This window comes from Mesorhizobium sp. M6A.T.Cr.TU.014.01.1.1 (assembly GCF_004022765.1).
GTDB classification, from domain to species: Bacteria; Pseudomonadota; Alphaproteobacteria; order Rhizobiales; family Rhizobiaceae; genus Mesorhizobium; species Mesorhizobium mediterraneum.
The window spans coordinates 127,706-145,313 of the sequence record NZ_RZPG01000007.1 but is presented as its reverse complement, the minus strand read 5'-3'; the positions used below and the strand labels follow the sequence as shown (position 1 = coordinate 145,313).

Genomic DNA, 17,608 nt, shown 5'->3' with positions numbered 1-17,608 from the left:
CGAGAACCCCACCCAACCCGACTAGTGCAGCGGATCTAGCACGCCTACACAAAAAAAAACGACAGAACTGTCACGAGATCTCCGAGTCTTCAGCAGCTGTTGCAGCGGCGCAACAAACTATCGGGTTCATTCGCATTTCTCCTACGCTGGTTGACCAAACATCTTCTCGGCGTTGCTGGACTTCGAGCAAGTATTCGCTACAAACGGCAACTAAGCCAAATCATAGTGAGCCGTGGATTGCGCAGCCGACAAGATCAATATTGTTTGCGCGATTCTGCAAGTATCTGGTCGCGGCTTGACGCATCAGGGTCACATGCACCTCATCCGAAGGTCTTCCGCCGCGTTGCGCAAGCGCTCGGAGAGCTGGCGGGCGATGCTTCTCAGGACGGCCTGCGCAAATGTGCGCCACTACAGCACGAGCGTAGTGGCAAGCCCCAGCATCAGGCCCATGCCTACAATATCGGTAACCGTGGTAAGGAAGATCGCGGAAGCCACGGCCGGATCGGCGCCGACCCGCCGCAGGCCCAACGGGATCAGCACGCCGGAGATCCCGGACATGAGGCACGATCCGGACATTGCGAGCAGGATCACAAGCGCCAGCATGGGCGCCTGGGCTGCCGACTCCGGTTGCCGCGACGCGTAGAACCACATGGCCGCGGCCGCCACGAGTCCGACGAGCACGCCGTTGGCGATCCCGAGCACCCCCTCCCTCAGCACCAGGTGCAGCTTCGGTCGTTTGTCCACATCCCCCAGGGCGAGACCACGCAACGTCATGGCCAGTGCCTGGCAGCCGGTGTTTCCGCTCTGCCCGGCCAGCACCGGGAGGAACGCCGCCAAGGCGACAATCTTCTCGATCGTGCCTGTGAACGAACTGACCACGAAAGCCGCCATGAAGGCCGTCAGCAGGTTGAGCTGCAGCCACGGATGACGTTTCAAGAAGGCTGAAAACAGTGGCGTGAAAGAACGCTCCTCCTTCTGGACACCTACCATCTGGCCAGGCTGGGCAGAAATCTCGATGATTTGCTGCTCGAACAGCCGCCAGCCGCGAACCTGCCCGAGCAGCCGGTTCTCTGCGTCCACGACGGGATAGACAGGGTAGTGACGGCGTACCGCCGCCTTGCAGGCTTCGCCCAACGGCATATTGACGTGAAGGGCGAACGGTTTCGGCAGCATGATCTGATCCACCCTGGCGGCCGGTTCGCTCAGCATCAGATCGCGCAGGACCACCAGGCCAACGAGTTCGTCGCCCGCGTCCGTGATGTAGAGGTAAGTCAACTCGGTCGGCACCTGCGCGCGCCTGACGGCCTCGACCGCGGCGGCTACCGTCGTTCCGACAGGAACGCTGGCGGGGATCGGGTCCATCAGCTCGATGACGGACCCGGGGACCGCGATATCCTTGCCGTCGCCATAAGGCGTGACAGGCCTCATATGCGATGGCAAATGCTCCGCCAGCTTCCGGGCGTGCCTATCCGGCAACAACTTCAATACGTCCCGGATGAACTCGGGAGACTCTCGGGCAAGCAATTCGGCCGCGTCGTCAGGTGCTCGAGCACGCAGCGTGCGCACCAACTTCTCAACGTCGTTCTCTTGCCTCATCTGTTCCCCCAACCCTCTAATGTTCCGCCTCTGAACGTGTAGACGGGAGCGGTTCGCCGCTCTGCCCTGGCGCGCAGTGCCCCAGCGCCTCGATCCGGAAATCTTCGCCTTCTCAGAGCGCAGAGTAGACCGAACTGAGCCATTGCGTGGGTGCATACAAGCGGGCTGTAACGTCAGCGTGTCGCCAAGAGAATTTTCGTGTTGCCGAGATCGCGATCCTGGCAACGACGACACTATGGCTGTATCTCAGAAAATGAGAGGAGCCAAACGGTCGCGATCCTGATCGCCTGAGCGTCAACAACGCACCTCGGACGGACCTGCGCTTCTTAGAAGTCGACTCGTGGCGTGTCCTGCATTTGGCGCTCGAACAGGAGCCAGAACGGCGATCCCCGCGTTTCGGCATACCAACGCTCGAAAGCCGCCAGGGTCTCAGGAATGTCGTTGGCAGGTTCCTCCTCGTCTGGAGCCCGAAACACCGCCAGCGCAACCGGACCGAAACGCGCGATCACCTCCGAACGCGCTTCGCTGTCGGAATTCCAGCCGAGTCGCGTGCGCAGCGTAGCGAAGGCGCTGGCGACGGCTATCTCCTCGCTCTCTGCCGATCCCATGGCCTCGGCGATCGCCTGCATGAGATTGAGCCGCCTGAAGGCGAAGGCGCGCTCTTGTTCGAGCGTCGCGATCTGGATTGCAGCTTCCCGCCGGAAGCTGCCTTCGGCGACCTTGGCGGCCTCGGCTGCTGTCTTGAGCTCAACGAGAAAGCGGGTTGTCACCGTCATCGCGCCTTTGCGAGAGTGGCGGAAGAGAGTGGGAGTCGAACCCACCAAGGACCGGCTCGCGGCCCCTCCCGGATTTGAAGTCCGGACGCCCCACCGGGGACGATGCTCTTCCAGAGGATTCCGCTATTGCCGGCTCATTGTCGGTCGGTGAGCGAAAAAGATCCCGTCGATCCCTGTTGACGAGCCGCAGGTCGCCGCGTCGCAGGGTGACGCCGTGCCTATCGAGAAATTCGAGGATATGGATGGCAACCCTGCGTCCGCTGCCTGCACGATCGCGAAACTGGGCGGCGTTAAACCGCCCGCCCGGCTCGGCCGCCGTCAGATCATCGACGATTTCAACAATCTCGGCCAATGCCGGACGCAGGAAGAAATGGTCATGGGCGACTTCGTATACTTTCCCGATGCGGCCAGTAAGTTTCAGGAGCCGGCGGATTTCCGTTTCCGGCTTCGCCAACATATCGGCGATATCGCGGACCCTCGGCGGATGATATCGCGTCGAGCCGCCGATGAGCTGCTCGATTTGCAGCCACAGCGTTTCGTCCTGCTGGGTCAGACGGACTTCGTGGCCGGGCAGCCGCACCCAGGCGCCGTCAAGGGCGAGCTTACCGGCGTGCCCAAGCATTCGCAGAGCGGCTGCAAACATCGGCGCCGGAAGCCGCGGCTCGAGCTGAAGGCGCAATCTCTCGATGCCGATGCCCGGCAGATCCGGATTGTCTGCGTGAAAGGTCTTCAAATTCGCCGCCAGGCCGAGCCTGAACTGGATCCAGCGCGCCAGCGAGAGAACGAACACCGCTTTCCTGACGGGAATGCAGACCAGTCCGAGGCTGTCGACCAGTCTCTGCGTCGCGTCGCTGCCGAGCGCCCGGTCGCGCGCAAAAGCGTCAAGGTCAAGGTAATGAGGCGGCGCGTCGAGCAGTGCGGTGACAGCCGCCTCGGGGTCCGGGACGGCATATGCTTCGAGCTGGATAAGCCGTTCCGGCGTGCGCCGCTTCCGGCTCGGCGCCCTCAGATCGATCAGGCGTCCGCCGCCGATGGTCCGCTGCGCTGAGGTGTCGCGCACGACATAGGCATCGCCTGCAGCAGCCGCGATCGGATTGTCCAGCACCAATTGAACCTTGGCGATGCCGCCGGGTCTGACCGGCTCGTCACTGAGAAGCACGACCCTTGCCCCAACCTCGGCCGCAGCGTGGTGGAGGCGTACCGGGAACCACTGGCCGATCGGCCTGGGCTCTCCTGGCAAGACGCGCAGCCTTGCGTCGATCCGGTCCGTCGGCGCGTGAAGTTCCGGGTCGAGTATGACGTCGCCGCGCCGGATCGCCTCCTTGCCGATGCCTTCACCGGCGAGGTTGAGCGCGCACCGGTCTCCCGCCCGCCCATATTCGGCCACCCGGTTCTGAGCGTGGATCGAGCGGACACGCGCCGCCAGGCCGGACGGGCTGACGATAACGTGGTCGCCGATGCCGACTGATCCTGAAAGGACCGTGCCGGTCACGACAGTGCCGATGCCGCGCAGTATGAAGCATCGGTCGACCGCCAATCGGAACCGCCCAGAGAATGCGCGGCCGGCAAAGCGCGACGCCTCCTCGAACAAGAAATGCCGCAGATCGTCGATACCGTCACCGCTGACGGCCGAGGTGGGGATTATGTCTGCTTCGGCAAGTGCTGTATCGGCAAGCGCGGCGTGGATATCCGCCTGAACGGCGGCGCGCCGTGCGGGGACCATCAAGTCTGACTTGGTGAGCACCACGGCGCCGCGCTTGATGCCGAGTACATCGATGATTGCGAGATGCTCCCGCGTCTGCGGCATGACACCGTCATCGGCAGCAATGACCAACAGCACGAAATCGATGCCACTGGCGCCGGCGAGCATCGTATGCACGAACCGTTCGTGCCCCGGAACATCGATGAAGCCGATGACGTCTCCGCTCGGTGCCGGCAGGTAGGCAAAGCCGAGATCGATGGTCATGCCCCGCGTCTTTTCCTCCTGCAGGCGGTCGGTGTCGACGCCGGTCAGCGCACGCACCAGCGCGGTCTTGCCATGGTCGACGTGGCCCGCCGTGCCGACGATCATGATCCGGCCCCCGTCAATGATGCCGCGGCGCGACGTTTGGCCTCGGCGGTCTCGTCAGGGGTAAGACCGGCACGCGCGGCCGGCAGATACCGTTCGGCAAGCGCACTGCTTGCTGCGTTCGCGCGCAGGAGCCAGGCATATGCCTCGACCGCGTCGGTTTCCACGCCCGCCCCCAAGTGATAGGCGGCGCCGAGCATGGCCTGCCCGTCCGTATCACCGCGCACGGCGGCGCGGCGCCACCAGCGGACTGCCTCAGTCGGATCGCGCGGCACACCGAGCGCATTGTGATGGATCATGCCGAGCCGCGTCATGGCCGACGCTATTCCCTGGTCGGCGGCGGCAGTCGCCCAACGTCGCGCCTCTGCGGGATCGGGTTCGACCACTTCGCCTTCGAGCAGCATCCAGCTCAGCATGTCCTGCGCCGGTCCGTCGCCCTGCTCCGCGGCTGCTCGGTAGAACTCGGCTGCGCTACGGTAATCTTGCGCGACGCCCTCGCCGCGGAAATAGAGCGACGCCAGGTTCCGCTGCCCGACGGCATCGCCGGCCTCGGCGGAGAGCGCCAGCCAGCGGAAGGCGAGATCGTGGTCCCGCTCGACGCCAAACCCTTCTGCGAAGCAGGCTCCGATATTGTTTTGCGCACGTGCGACCCCAGCATGGGCCAGAGGCTCCCATATGCCCAGGGCGACCGCAAAATCACTACGCCTGGCCGCTTTCAAGGCCTTTGCCAGGCGTTCGGCGACCGGCACGTCGGCCGGCCGGGGCACTTCGGCCGGCCGGCGCGCGAGGCTCTCAAACCAGCGCATCGGTCCCTCCCGGATCGAAGCCGGCGAGGCTTGCGCAGAAGCCCGCATCGTCTTCGAGGCAGCGCAGGTCGAGCACAAGCGCCCGGTTCTCGATGCGCCCGATCACAGGAACGCGCAGCTCGCGCAATGCCGCTGCCAGCGCTCCCAGCGACTTCCCGCCGCCAGAATTTACCCGCAGAGCAAGACCGGCGCTGGGTATCGTGTCAAGCGGCAGGGCACCCGACCCGACCTGACTGCGGCATTCCACCGTCTCCACCACGAAAGCCTCGCCCAGAGCATTGGCAACCATGGGGGCAAGGCGCTCCGCCTGGGTTGCGATCTCGGCCGAGGGGCGCGCCAGCAGTCTCAGCGTCGGCAGCCTCTCCGCCAGGCGATCAGGATCGCGGTAGAGTTTTAACGTCGCTTCCAGCGCGGCGAGCCGAAGCTTGTCGACCCGGAGCGCCCGCTTCATCGGATTGCGGCTGATCGCGGCGAGCAGGGCTTTGCTGCCGACGATGAAGCCCGCCTGCGGTCCGCCGAGCAGCTTGTCGCCGGAAAAGGTGACCAGATCTGCGCCGTCGGCAATCGCCTCGCGAACGGTTGGCTCATGTTTTAGGCCATAGGCAGCAAGATCGAAAAGTGTGCCGGAGCCGAGGTCGTGGACAAGGGGCACGCCCTGCGCCCTGGTGATGGAAGCCAGTTCGCGCGCGCTCACCTCAGCCGTGAACCCCTCGACGCGATAGTTCGAGGCGTGCACCTTGAGGACCAGCCCGGTCTCTTGGCCAATCGCCGCGACATAATCCTTCGGATGCGTGCGGTTGGTGGTTCCGACCTCGACCACCTTGGCGCCGGCGCGGGCCATAATCTCGGGCATCCTGAACGAGCCGCCGATCTCGATCAATTCGCCGCGCGAGACGATCGCTTCTCGGCCAAGTGCCAGCGTGTTGAGAACAAGAAGGACGGCTGCCGCATTGTTGTTGACCACAGTTGCGTCTTCAGCTCCCGTCAGTTCGCAGACAAGCGAACGCAGATGATCATCCCGCTCGCCGCGCTTGCCCGTCTCGAGATCGAATTCGAGAGCGACCGCTTCGTGCATCGCAGCGCGCACCGCCTCGATCGCTTCCTCAGCGAGTGGCGCCCGGCCGAGATTGGTGTGCAGCACCGTGCCGGTCAGGTTGAAAACCGGACGCAGGGAAGGGCGCTCTGCGACCTTGAGTTGTTCAACTGCGTCGGCGGCGACATCGCCGGGCTGCGGCACTGCGGCTCCGCCGAGGCAGGCCTCCCGCGCTCCGGCAAGTGCAGCGCGGACAGCCGCCGTCGCGACTTGCCGGCCAAAGCGCTGGATCGCCGTGGATCCAAGCGGCGTCTTCAACACCTGATCGACCGATGGAAGCTCGCGTAGGCGACGTGCGGGCAAAGCGGTCATCGCGTCCTCAATATCCGATAATGAAAGGGTTGAACGACCCACGACGGTAGCCGCTCTCGCGGACGAGCAGGTCCAAGCCGAGCGTCGCCACGTCATCGGCAACCGGATCGAGGTTCGGGTCCTTGTGCTGATACAGGATTTTCACATAGCAGCCGCATGAATCGCAGGTCTCGGCCTTTACCGTGCCGGATCCGCCTTCGACTTCCACATAGCCTATCCCCTTGGTCGAGCCGCACAGGGTGCATTTGATGCGGACATAGTTCCAGAGCGTCCCGCAGAGCGAGCATGCACAGAACCTTGCCCCGTGGGAGCCATGCCAACCGACGATCATCGAGGACACCGGTGGCCCGCCGCAGACCGGACAGGCGCCGTCACCTACCGGGACCAGCGTGGAGGCGTCGAGGCAAGCGGCAAGACGCGCGAAATGAAGCTGCAGCGCCGCCGCGACATAAACGTGCTCGGCCAATGCGTCAGCCGCGATTGCATCGGCGAGCACGTTGCGCACCATGGCATCGCGCTCCGGAGGCGCAGCCAGCTTCAGCCGGTCGAGCGCGCCTGCCGCGGCGCGAGGCTTCTCGATGGCCGAAGCCGCCAGCATCAGGCGGTCGAGCGTCTCGAAGAACGCCCCGGAGGCGAACCTGTCACGATCGAGCGGAGGCATTCCGAAAGCGTGCGCCCGTTCACGCATCTCCGTTTCCGGCAGATCCGGATCGGACAGGCCGTACTGTATGCTGTGCTGGACATCGGCGAGAGCAGCGAGGAAGCGGAGATAAGGACCGAGTTCATGGATTTCGGCCAGTGCGTTCAGCCTCTGCGCGCGTCGAACGAACAGACGCGCCGGATCAGGCAGACGGACGAAAGGCGGCGCCGAGACTTCACCGATGGCGGTAGGATCGATATCCGACGGAACGATCTGCCTTGGCATACTCACCTCACGAACCACACGGGCCACGTTGGTTAGCTGATTAACGCCCGCTCATTCGGCGGGCTTCGATCCCGGTCTTCCGCCCGGTTTGGTAACAAGTTCCCGCAACCATTTGCGATGATGCCGCCAGGCCCAGCCGCCCGTCACCGAACCGCGTGTCATGGCGGGAATCGTGCCTCGCACCCAGAGGGCCGAATAGAAATGGATGATCCAAACGCCGATCATCGCAACGGCCGCGACGGCATGAATGAGGAGCGCCACCCGCTGTTGACCGACCGTCGTGTAGGCGGAGAAATACTGATCCCAGACGACCAGACCACTCGATATCAAAATGACGATCAGGATCGACATGGCCCAAAATACGAATTTCTGGCCGGCATTATATTTGCCAACTTCCGGCACGTTCTCCTCGTGATTGGCCAGCACGTCGCGGATGCGCGCGAGCCAGGTCCCATCTTCGCGCTTCCACAAATTCGCTTTCCAGAATCGAATGAAAAGCCCGAAGAAGCTGAAGAAGAGAACGACGCCGATCCACGGATGTATGAGGCGTGTGAACTGGCCACCACCGAACAGTCCTGACAAAACGAAAAGGCTCGGGTGAAACAGCGCGAGGCCGGACAGGGCAAGCAGGATCAGGCTCGCCGCAGTGATCCAGTGATTTATCCGCGCGCCCACCGTATACCGGTCCACCGTCACGGGCTTGCCCGGATGCACTTAACCAGGCTCGACATCATGCGCTGTCATGGCGGTCACTCCGCACTAGCCGTTCGGCATTCTCCTCATCCGTGTCCGAAACCCTGTTCGGCCCCATTACCAGATGGTGGAGCAGGCCGACACCAGCCGCGACCCCAAGCACGGTCAGGCCGGCATATTTGGTGATGCCCTTCCACGCTTCCACCAGAGGACTGATCCTCGGCTCCTTCGGCAACCCGGAATAGAGTTCGGGCTGGTCGGCGTGATGCAGCACGTACATCACGTGCGTTCCGCCGACACCTGGCGGATCGTAGAGGCCGGCATTGGCATAGCCGCGCGCCTTCAGGTCGGTAATGCGACCCTCGGCATGCTGCTTCATCTCTTCCTTTGTGCCGAAGACGATTGCCTGGGTCGGACAGGCCTTGGCACAGGCTGGACCCTGTCCGACGGCGATGCGGTCCGAGCAGAGTGTGCATTTGTAGGCCGTATGGTCGACGCGGGAAATGCGCGGGATGTTGAAGGGGCACCCCTTGATACAATAGCCGCAGCCGATGCAGTTCTCGTGGACGAAATCGACGATGCCGTTGGAGTATTGAACGATAGCGCCGGGCGCCGGACAGGCCTTGAGGCAGCCCGGATCTTCGCAGTGCATGCAGCCATCCTTCCGGATCAGCCACTCGAGGTTGTTCGTCTCTGGGTTCTCCCACTCGCTAAAGCGCATAAGCGTGAACATGTCCGGCGTCAGGTCGGCGGGATTCTCGTATACGCCGGCGTTGACGCCGACCTCCGGATGCGTGTCGTTCCACTCGATGCAGGCTGTCTGGCAGGCCTTGCAGCCGATGCATTTCGAGACGTCGATGAGCTTGGCCACCTCCGTCAGGCGCTCGGCCGGCACGGGTACGGTTGAGGCGGAACGGCGGACGAGATCCTTCTCCGAGAAGCGGGGCGTCACGTCCGTTACCGAGGGATTGGCAATTGGAGGAAACATCTGCCGCCTCCCTATGCCACCGGCCCGGAGATGGGCTCGATATTGACCAGAAACGCCTTGTATTCGGGCGTCTCGATGTTGGCGTCGCCGACATAGGGCGTCAGCATGTTCGGGCCGAAGCCCTTCTTTGCCGCTCCGGTGAAGCCCCAGTGCAGTGGAATGCCGACGATGTGGACGGTCTTGCCGTCACAGGTCAGCGGCTTGATCCGCTTGGTTACCATCGCCTTCGCCGTGACCGAGCCGCGCTTGGACCAAACACGCACCCAACCGCCCTTGGCGATACCCTTTTCGGCCGCTAGCTGTTCCGATATCTCCACGAAGAACTCCGGCTGCATCACTGCGTTGACGACAACGTGCTTGGTCCAGAAGTGGAAATGCTCGGTCAGGCGGTAGGAGGTCGCCGCATAGGGGAACTCTGCCGAGGCCGGCTCGGCGAACTGCCTGAAATCCCCTTCGAATACCCGCGCAGCCGGGTTGCCCCGAACGCTGGGCGCAACCGGATTGACGATGGGCGATTCGAACGGCTCGTAATGCGCCGGGAACGGTCCATCCCGCATCATGCCTCGGGTGAAGAGGCGCGACACGCCTTCCGGATTCATGATGAAGGGGCCGACTTCGCCGGGCTTCGCTGTCGGCGCGATGTCGGGGACGTCATAACCCGACGATTTCGCACCGTCCCATTCGATCACCTTGCGGTCGGGATCCCAGGCCTTCCCGTTCAAGTCGGCCGAAGCCCTGTTGTAGAGGATGCGGCGATTTGCAGGCCACGAGAACGCCCATTTCAGGTAGGCGCCCGTCTCGTCGGGATCGTCAGTATCCCGACGGGCCATGTTGTTGCCGTTCTCGTTGAAGCAGCCGGAATAGATCCAGCAGCCGCAAGATGTGGAGCCGTCGTCACGCAGCGCGGCGAAGCCCGGCAACAGTTTTCCGGCCTCGGCAAGCACCTTGGTCGGATCGGCCGTGTCCGTCACCGTCGCGAGCGCCCGGCCGTTGATCTCCTGGGCGATTTCCTCGGCCGTCGGATCGCCCGGATCGGCATAGGGCCAATGGAGATTGAGGATCGGATCGGGGAAGGCGCCGCCTTCCTTGCGATAGAGTTCCTTCAGGCGCAGATGTATCTGCGCCATGATCCAGGTGTCGCGCTTGGCCTCGCCCGGCGGTGTGCCGCCGGCCCAGTGCCACTGCAGCCAGCGCCCCGAATTGGTAAGAGAGCCGTCGTCTTCGGCAAAGCACGTCGACGGCAGCTCGATCACTTCGGTCTGAATCGTCGACGGATCGACGTCATTGTGCGCGCCGTGGTTCTCCCAGAACCGCGCCGTCTCGGTAGCCAATGGATCCATGACGACCAGGAGCTTGAGCTTGGAGAGCGAGGCCGTGATCTTCTGCTTGTTGGGGAACGCTTGCAGCGCGTTGAACCCTTGGCAAAGATACAGGTTGATCTTGCCCTGGTGCATCATGTCGAAGGCGCGCAGCACGTCGTAGCCGGGCACGTCGAGCTTCGGCAGGTAGTCGTAGGCGAAGTCATTTTCCGGGGTTGCCGCCGAGCCGTACATGGCCTTCTGGAAACTGACGAAGAATTTCCTGTAGTTCTGCCAGTAGCTCATCTGGTTCGGCCTGAGCGGCTTGAAACCGCGCGTCGACATATAGGCGGTGAGGTCCGGTTCCTTCTCGTTGGGCAGCGTCAGATAGCCAGGAAGCAAGTTGGACATCAGCCCGACGTCGGTCAGCCCCTGGATGTTGGAGTGGCCGCGCAGCGCGTTCATGCCGCCACCACGAATGCCGATATTGCCCAGAACGAGCTGCAGCATCGCCATGGCGCGGATGTTCTGCGAGCCCTTCGAGTGCTGCGTCCAGCCGAGCGCGTACATCGAGGTCATCGCCTTGGTCGGCGACGAGCACTCCGCCACCATCTCGGCCACCTTCAGGAACTTGTCCTTCGGCGTGCCGCAGATGCGCTCGACCATTTCCGGCGTGTAGACCGCGACATGGTTCTTCAGCAGGTTCCAGACGCAACGAGGATTTGCCAGCGTATCATCGACGACGGCGAAACCGTCTTCGCCGATATCGTAGTCCCAGCTCGACTTGTCATAGTCGCGTTTCGCCTCGTCGTAGCCGGAAAACAGGCCATCCCGATAGGTGAAGCCTTGCTTGACGACATAGCCGGCGTTGGTGAACGCCTTCACATACTCCCGGTGCACCTTGTCGTTTTCGATGCAATAGTTGATCAGCCCGAGCAGGAACGCGATGTCCGTGCCTTGACGGATTGGTGCATAGAGGTCCGACACCGAAGCCGAGCGCGTGTAGCGCGGATCGACGACGATGAGCTTGGCGCCACGGTTGGCCTTCGCCTCGGTGACCCATTTGAAGCCGCAAGGGTGGGCCTCGGCGGCATTGCCGCCCATGATCACGACAAGATCGGTGTTCCTGATGTCGGTCCAGGAATTCGTCATTGCTCCGCGGCCGAATGTTGGGGCGAGACTCGCCACCGTCGGGCCGTGTCAGACACGTGCCTGATTATCGAACACCAGCATGCCCGCGCTGCGGACCACCTTGTAGGTCTCGAACGCGGTTTCATTGGTCGTCGCCGAAGCGGCGAGGAAGCCGGTGGTAATCCATCGGTTGACCGTCACGCCGTCATTGTTCGTCGTGACGAAGTTCTGGTCGCGATCGTCCTTCATCAGGCGGGCGATGCGGTCGAGCGCGTCTTCCCACGTTGTCGGCTCGAACCTATCCGCCCCGGGCTTGCGGATCATCGGCTGTTGCAAGCGGGTCGGGGCCTTGACGAAGCCGAGCAGGGCCGAGCCCTTGGGGCACAAGGTGCCGCGGTTGGTCGGATGGTCGGTATCGCCCTCGATATGGGTGATCTCGGACTTTTCGCCCTTCCTGAGATCGCCCTTTGAGTAGAGGATCACACCGCACGCCACTGAGCAGTATGGGCAGGTGTTGCGTGTCTCGGTGGTGTTGGCGAGTTTGAAGGATCGTATCGCCTTGGCATGTGCCGCTTCGATATCGCCGAAGCCGAGAGCCCCAAGCGTAGTGCCGGCGAGACCCGCGCCTGCCGTCTGCAGGAACGCGCGCCGTGACAGTTCGATGTTCATTGAATGTCCTCCCGAAGCGGATGCTCCGAAGGGCATCCCGAACCAAGGGTACGAGCGCATTTTGATCCAAAACAGGACAATGTCAAACGAAGCAAAGTGTTCCGAGTGCTCTGCATTTTCTTGTCGAATCATAGTTGATGATATTACTCATGTTTTAGGATGAGAGCGTGCGATTGACGCTTGTCTAGCGATGATCTTAAAGTGCCGCGTGGTATTGGAAACGGCTCCCGCGTGCCGGGGCGCTTTTCGGACGACGGCCGACGGTGGCGTAAGCGTGCGCTCCGAGGCTGCGCATGTGTCCCGCTTTTCCTTTCTCACTAAGCGTCTTCGGACCGCTCTCACCGTTTCCACGTCTGATCTCTCCGTTCCGTCAAATCGGTCCCCGAACGATCGCCAGCGTGCGGCCAACGCCAGTTCCGCAGGCTCGGTATCTCGCTCGGTGCCAATCCAAGGAGGCTTGCCATGGCAATTGTCCTCGCGCCTGAAGTCGCCGACGCTCCTGTGCTTCGCTTGACCAGCCTCGCCCATGGCGGCGGCTGCGGTTGCAAGCTGGCGCCGTCTGTCCTTCAGCAGCTTCTCGCAGACCAGGTCGAGGCCAATCCCTTTCGTCAGCTTCTTGTCGGCACCGAGACTGGAGACGACGCCGCCGTCTGGCAGCTTGACGACGACACCTGCGTCATCGCCACCACCGATTTCTTCATGCCCATGGTGGACGATCCGTATGATTTCGGCCGGATCGCGGCGACCAACGCGATCTCCGATGTCTACGCGATGGGCGGCCGGCCGATCATGGCGCTGGCCATTCTCGGCATGCCGCTCGACAAGATGCCGACACATATGGTCCGCGACATTCTGAAGGGCGGCCGGGCAGTTTGCGCCACGGCCGGAATCCCGGTCGCCGGCGGCCACTCGATCGACTCGCCGGAGCCGATCTATGGTCTTGCCGTGATCGGCACATGCCGGCCCGAAGACGTCCGGCGTAATTCGGGTGCGAGGCCGGGAGACGCCTTGATCCTGACGAAGGCGCTCGGCGTCGGCATCTACTGCGCCTCCATCAAGAGGCAGGCGCTCCCGCCCAGCGGCTATGTCGAGATGATCGCCTCGACCACCCTGCTCAACCGGATCGGATCGGAGCTCGCGCAGGATGACAGCGTCCATGCGATTACCGACGTGACCGGTTTCGGCCTGCTCGGCCATGCTCTCGAGATGGCGCGCGGCTCAGGCTGTCTTCTGGTCATCCGTGATCATGACGTTCCGCTCTTTTCCAAAGCCGTGCTGCTGGCAGAGCAAGGCTTTGTCACCGGCGCTTCGTGGCGCAACTGGGCGAGCTATGGCGATGCGGTGCTCCTGCCCGCCGATATGCCGGAGTGGCGGCGCCATCTTCTCACTGATCCACAGACTTCGGGCGGTCTGCTCGTCGCCTGCGAGCGCGACAGAGCGGCGGCCGTGGTCGAAAAGATCGTCGCGGACGGTTACGCATCGGCCCGCGTGATCGGCCATGTCGAGCCCGGCGCACCCGCCATAACAGTCCAGTGACGCCGTTAAACCGGCGCGCCTAGGCGATACCAGCGGCCACTCTGGGCACGGAGGAGACCACGGCTCGTTAACTCTCGAACTTCATGGCGCGAAGCAGCTAATCCTGTCGCGCAATATGCCAGAGCTCAAAGAACTCGTAAGCCATCCGTAAGTCTCGGTCTGGGAAACATCGGCCGTCGATCACAGCCGATCGACGGAGGCCTGAAGCCCCGCATCAACGCTCACAAGAAGGAAAAGGTCATGCCGAATACTGCCAAAGCAGCTTCGAAAGTGCCTGCCGGCGCCATGCGCGCTGGAACCACAAGACTTTCCGATCGGATCAGGACCGGGCCTTGGACGCTGTTCTCGCCGGAAGCTGTCATACAGCAAAAGTACGACTCCCTTGGAGGCGCCAGCTTCGGTGAGATCGACAGGAAGGAAACTGGAAAAGTATGGTATCTCAAGAACGGCTCAAGCATCTGCTACAACGATGCCATGCACAACGCCTTTGAGATCCATGGCGATATCTATAGGAAATGGATTGCCCTCGGTGGTCTCGCGTGGGGCGTGCCCTGCACGGACGAAACTGGAACTCCCGACGGCGTCGGCCGATACAATCACTTCAACGACAACACTGCCTCAATCTACTGGACGCCGAATACCGGTGCCCAAGCGATTTGGGGGGCTATTCGCGGCAAATGGGCAGCAATGGGTTGGGAGCGCTCACTTCTTGGCTATCCGGTGACCGACGAGACTGGAACTCCCGACGGCGTCGGGCGCTACAACCATTTTTCCAACGCCGGCTCGATCTACTGGACACCGAACACGGGAGCCAACGTGGTGTATGGTGACATCCGAAAGAAGTGGGAAAGCTTGGGCTGGGAACTGTCATATCTGGGATACCCAACGACCGACGAAACCGAATTTGCCGATGGTGGCCGTGCCAACCTGTTTGAAAACGGTGGCATATATTGGTGGCCCGACACCGGCGCGATCGATCTGAGAGATGTCATCGTCCACTATACTGGTCTGTATTGCTTTGGCGAGACTGATTGGGATCAGGGGTCGAGTGCGGACGAACCCTATGTGATCGTCAGCGTGACAACGCCGCAGATCGCCGACACCAAGCGTAGCCAGATCTACGGCGACGTTGATGGGGGAGATACGAGACCTGATCTGATGGAGATCTATCGAGGCAAGCCCTACGGCATCAATATTGGTACGGTGCTGATGGAAAACGATTTCGGTGATCCGAACAAGTACAAGGAGGAAGTGCAGAAGGTGGTGATGGGCGTCCATACGGCCGGCACGGTCGCTCTGGGGCTTATTCCGGTCGTGGGGCCCATCATCGCGGCCATTGCCGGCCCAGCCCTGGGAACGTTGATGCCATCGATCGGCGGCGCCATCAGCGATCTCTTTGATTGGGGCGATGACAGGATTGGCGGCACCACAGTGACCATCTCCGCTAAGCAGATGGTACTGCTCGCGGCACGCACGAACAATTCCACCTTCCATGGGATTGGGTTCAAAGTGGAAACACCTCTGATTTCCGGCAGTGGCGCATCCTACAAAGCCTATTTTGGCTTTGTGCCTGCGTAGGCCAATGAGCCCGGCAACTCCTTCCGGGACAACATCAACCTACCAGCCTCGCCCGTCCGTTGGCGAGGCTGTCTGCCAGTTCCGCGACCAACAGTCGCCGTAGCGGCCGTTGCAGGCGCGGTGTAGATGCGCCGCGAGCGATGCTGGTAGCGGCAAGTTCCTCGCCACCCTTGTCCAGCAGAGCCTGTCGAGGGGCGACCCCAAACACCCTCGAAGACTACCGGCGCTATGAACGCGCGCTCGCCTTAACCCGCGAGGACGAGTTTGTGCCACACGCTCGATGGCAAAGCCGTTCCCTTCTGGCAGCCGATGTGAGCGGCCGTGATTCAACCTGGGAAGATTGTGAAACCGCCATCGACGCGGATGACCTGCCCGTTGATGAAGCGCGCGCGCGGACCGGCGAGGAAGGCCACCGCTTCGGCGATCTCTTCGGGCTCCGCATACCGGTTTAGCGATTTCTTACTCGAATCCATGCGCTCCGGATCGACCACGCGACTTGCTTGGAATCGTGCCGTCTTGGTGGCGCCGGGGCTTACCGCATTGATGCGCACGCCATCGTCGATCAATTCCTTGGCGAGGCAGCGCGTATAATGGACGACGGCCGCCTTGAGCGTCGAGTAGACCACCTCCGGCGAGCATCCGATATGCGCTGCCGCTGAGGCTATGTTGATCACCGAGCCTGAGCCGCGCTTGACCATAGGCGGAATGAACGCCTGGCAGACTAGCATCGTGCCGATGAGATTGTTCTCGGTCAGCACCTTGATGTCTTCATAGTCGATATCAAGCGCGTTGTTGGGGCTGGGCTTTACTCCCTTGGCGCCGATGTCGCCGCCGGCGCAGTTGACCAGAACGTGCACATCGCCGAGGTCCGCCTCGATCTTCCTCTTCATTTCGGCGACGGCTTGCTTGTCGCCGATATTGCCCGTGACCGCGGTCACCCGTGTCCCATGTTTTTCCAAACCCCTGGCGGATTCGCCGAGGTCTGCGAATTCGCCATATTGGGATGGCCGGGTCCAATCGAGATCGTGGATCGCGACGTTTGCGCCAAGCTCGGCCAGGCGTTCGGCCATCACGCGGCCTAGGCCGCGTCCTGAGCCGGTCACGAAGGCAGTCAGGCCGCTGAGTTCTCGGGCAGTCATGCTGATTTCTCCATTGCAATGAAATCGAGCTTCTTCATGTTGGCGGCGCTGCGCCGGATCATGTCGAGCTCATACGAAACGAGCGCGCCGTCATCGCCGCGCTCCCATGGCGTCCGGTAGTCGGCATCGTCCGCAAGGCGGTTCACGTGCGCAGCACTCAGGCAGGCCGCGAACTCGCGCGCAGTCTTCGGCGGATATCCGTTCCACCAGTCGTCGGTAAGACAGCGAACGTGACGGGCCTCCAGCGCGCCCGGCTCGAGCACGGCCGTCAGCGTGTCGTGGTGCTCGGCGAGGATGGCTGCCAGTTCGGCGAATGGCACGGCGCCGTCGCCGATCGCGCAGCGGACCAGACGGTAGCCCTCATCCGTGAACTGCACGCGATAGTCCTTGAGGTGGACATGGCGGACATGCGGCGCGATCCGCCGCGTGAAGGCAAGCGGTGCCTCGCCGACTGGGAACGTGTTGCCTGTATCGTAGGTGATGCCGACACCGGGCCCGCCGAGCTCGCAGAACGCGACCAGTTCATCGCTGCCGAAGTCCTGATGGTTCTCGATGCCGAGCACCCGGCCCTCAGCCGCCGCACGCGGCCCCCATTCCGTCAAGGCAGCGCGGATCGTCGCATTGAACTCGCTCCACTTCTGGCCGCATGCGTTGCGGTCGCCACACAGGACGGGGGTCAGCGCGATACGGATCGTTGTCGCCTCGAGCAGGCGCGCCGCCCGAAACGCATTATCCAGGGGACCGGCCACGATAAGACCGCCGCTCACCACCGGGACGATGTCACGCGCGGCCAGACGCCTGCGCAGATCGACGACCTCGGCGTCCGGCAAGTCGGTCAACCACGGTTCATAGATCTCGAGCGTGAGTGCGCCCAGTTCCTGCGCGAGCGCCATGAAGCCTTCCAGCCCCGCCCCATCCGGATTGTGCCGCGGCGTGCCGCGACCCTGTAGGCCGAGATAGTAGGTCAGTCCGTAAGGATTGAGGCCGAGACGAAGCATCA

The 17,608-nt window shown here is 62.6% G+C and carries 12 protein-coding genes, 1 tRNA gene and 1 pseudogene; 2 read left to right on the top strand and 12 right to left on the bottom strand.

Annotation, left to right across the window (positions count from 1 at the left end):
• Window positions 1–408: 408 nt before the first annotated feature.
• From EN885_RS10375 to fdnG, 10 genes and pseudogenes are all read right to left on the bottom strand, one after another.
• Window positions 409–1,596, bottom strand: coding sequence for a magnesium transporter (locus EN885_RS10375; protein WP_128241860.1), 1,188 nt, complete (start codon window positions 1,594–1,596; stop codon window positions 409–411).
• A 326-nt stretch (window positions 1,597–1,922) separates the two neighbouring features.
• Window positions 1,923–2,372, bottom strand: a complete 450-nt coding sequence (locus EN885_RS10370) for a hypothetical protein (protein WP_128241861.1) — start codon at window positions 2,370–2,372, stop codon at window positions 1,923–1,925.
• Window positions 2,373–2,388: 16 nt separating this feature from the next.
• Window positions 2,389–2,484, bottom strand: a tRNA-Sec gene (locus EN885_RS33515).
• A gap of 126 nt (window positions 2,485–2,610) precedes the next feature.
• Window positions 2,611–4,443 (bottom strand): annotated as a pseudogene (gene selB / locus EN885_RS10365) (selenocysteine-specific translation elongation factor); the annotation flags it as partial.
• Window positions 4,440–5,246 carry a tetratricopeptide repeat protein gene (locus EN885_RS10360; protein WP_128241863.1) on the bottom strand — a complete coding sequence of 269 codons (807 nt, stop codon included), beginning with the start codon at window positions 5,244–5,246 and terminating at the stop codon, window positions 4,440–4,442. The pseudogene selB and the gene EN885_RS10360, both read right to left, overlap by 4 nt.
• Window positions 5,233–6,651, bottom strand: a complete 1,419-nt coding sequence (gene selA, locus EN885_RS10355; RefSeq protein ID WP_128241864.1) for an L-seryl-tRNA(Sec) selenium transferase — start codon at window positions 6,649–6,651, stop codon at window positions 5,233–5,235. The genes EN885_RS10360 and selA overlap by 14 nt, the downstream gene beginning before the upstream one ends.
• 7 nt (window positions 6,652–6,658) lie before the next feature.
• A complete protein-coding gene (gene fdhE / locus EN885_RS10350; protein WP_128241865.1) occupies window positions 6,659–7,576 on the bottom strand; it encodes a formate dehydrogenase accessory protein FdhE in 918 nt (305 codons plus the stop codon).
• A 51-nt stretch (window positions 7,577–7,627) separates the two neighbouring features.
• Window positions 7,628–8,290, bottom strand: a complete 663-nt coding sequence (locus tag EN885_RS10345; protein WP_245493047.1) for a formate dehydrogenase subunit gamma — start codon at window positions 8,288–8,290, stop codon at window positions 7,628–7,630.
• A gap of 16 nt (window positions 8,291–8,306) precedes the next feature.
• Window positions 8,307–9,257 (bottom strand): formate dehydrogenase subunit beta, encoded by a 951-nt coding sequence (gene fdxH / locus EN885_RS10340; RefSeq protein ID WP_128241866.1) that lies wholly within the window; start codon window positions 9,255–9,257, stop codon window positions 8,307–8,309.
• An 11-nt stretch (window positions 9,258–9,268) separates the two neighbouring features.
• On the bottom strand, window positions 9,269–12,355 hold the full coding sequence (fdnG, locus tag EN885_RS10335) for a formate dehydrogenase-N subunit alpha (protein WP_128241867.1): 3,087 nt from the start codon (window positions 12,353–12,355) through the stop codon (window positions 9,269–9,271).
• 462 nt (window positions 12,356–12,817) lie between these two features.
• Between fdnG and selD the strand changes: the two genes are divergently transcribed.
• The gene (selD, locus tag EN885_RS10325; RefSeq protein WP_128241868.1) at window positions 12,818–13,891 is read left to right on the top strand and encodes a selenide, water dikinase SelD; all 1,074 of its coding nucleotides are present in this window, start codon (window positions 12,818–12,820) and stop codon (window positions 13,889–13,891) included.
• Window positions 13,892–14,131: 240 nt separating this feature from the next.
• Entirely contained in the window at window positions 14,132–15,469 is a 1,338-nt protein-coding gene (locus EN885_RS10320; RefSeq protein ID WP_128241869.1) for a hypothetical protein, read from the top strand.
• A 326-nt stretch (window positions 15,470–15,795) separates the two neighbouring features.
• On the opposite strand, the gene EN885_RS10315 is transcribed toward EN885_RS10320, so the two are convergent.
• Together EN885_RS10315 and EN885_RS10310 are read right to left on the bottom strand one after the other, a co-directional pair.
• On the bottom strand, window positions 15,796–16,608 hold the full coding sequence (locus EN885_RS10315) for an SDR family oxidoreductase (protein WP_128241870.1): 813 nt from the start codon (window positions 16,606–16,608) through the stop codon (window positions 15,796–15,798).
• Window positions 16,605–17,606 carry a sugar phosphate isomerase/epimerase gene (locus EN885_RS10310; RefSeq protein ID WP_128241871.1) on the bottom strand — a complete coding sequence of 334 codons (1,002 nt, stop codon included), beginning with the start codon at window positions 17,604–17,606 and terminating at the stop codon, window positions 16,605–16,607. Before EN885_RS10310 ends, EN885_RS10315 begins: the two co-directional genes overlap by 4 nt.
• Window positions 17,607–17,608 lie beyond the last annotated feature (2 nt).

Bases quoted from the DNA above. Each gene is read 5' to 3' on its own strand.
- EN885_RS10375 (WP_128241860.1), bottom strand. From the start codon at position 1,596: ATGAGGCAAGAGAACGACGTTGAGAAGTTGGTGCGCACGCTGCGTGCT.
- EN885_RS10370 (WP_128241861.1), bottom strand. From the start codon at position 2,372: ATGACGGTGACAACCCGCTTTCTCGTTGAGCTCAAGACAGCAGCCGAG.
- EN885_RS10360 (WP_128241863.1), bottom strand. From the start codon at position 5,246: ATGCGCTGGTTTGAGAGCCTCGCGCGCCGGCCGGCCGAAGTGCCCCGG.
- selA (WP_128241864.1), bottom strand. From the start codon at position 6,651: ATGACCGCTTTGCCCGCACGTCGCCTACGCGAGCTTCCATCGGTCGAT.
- fdhE (WP_128241865.1), bottom strand. From the start codon at position 7,576: ATGCCAAGGCAGATCGTTCCGTCGGATATCGATCCTACCGCCATCGGT.
- fdxH (WP_128241866.1), bottom strand. From the start codon at position 9,257: ATGTTTCCTCCAATTGCCAATCCCTCGGTAACGGACGTGACGCCCCGC.
- selD (WP_128241868.1), top strand. From the start codon at position 12,818: ATGGCAATTGTCCTCGCGCCTGAAGTCGCCGACGCTCCTGTGCTTCGC.
- EN885_RS10320 (WP_128241869.1), top strand. From the start codon at position 14,132: ATGCCGAATACTGCCAAAGCAGCTTCGAAAGTGCCTGCCGGCGCCATG.
- EN885_RS10315 (WP_128241870.1), bottom strand. From the start codon at position 16,608: ATGACTGCCCGAGAACTCAGCGGCCTGACTGCCTTCGTGACCGGCTCA.
- EN885_RS10310 (WP_128241871.1), bottom strand. From the start codon at position 17,606: ATGCTTCGTCTCGGCCTCAATCCTTACGGACTGACCTACTATCTCGGC.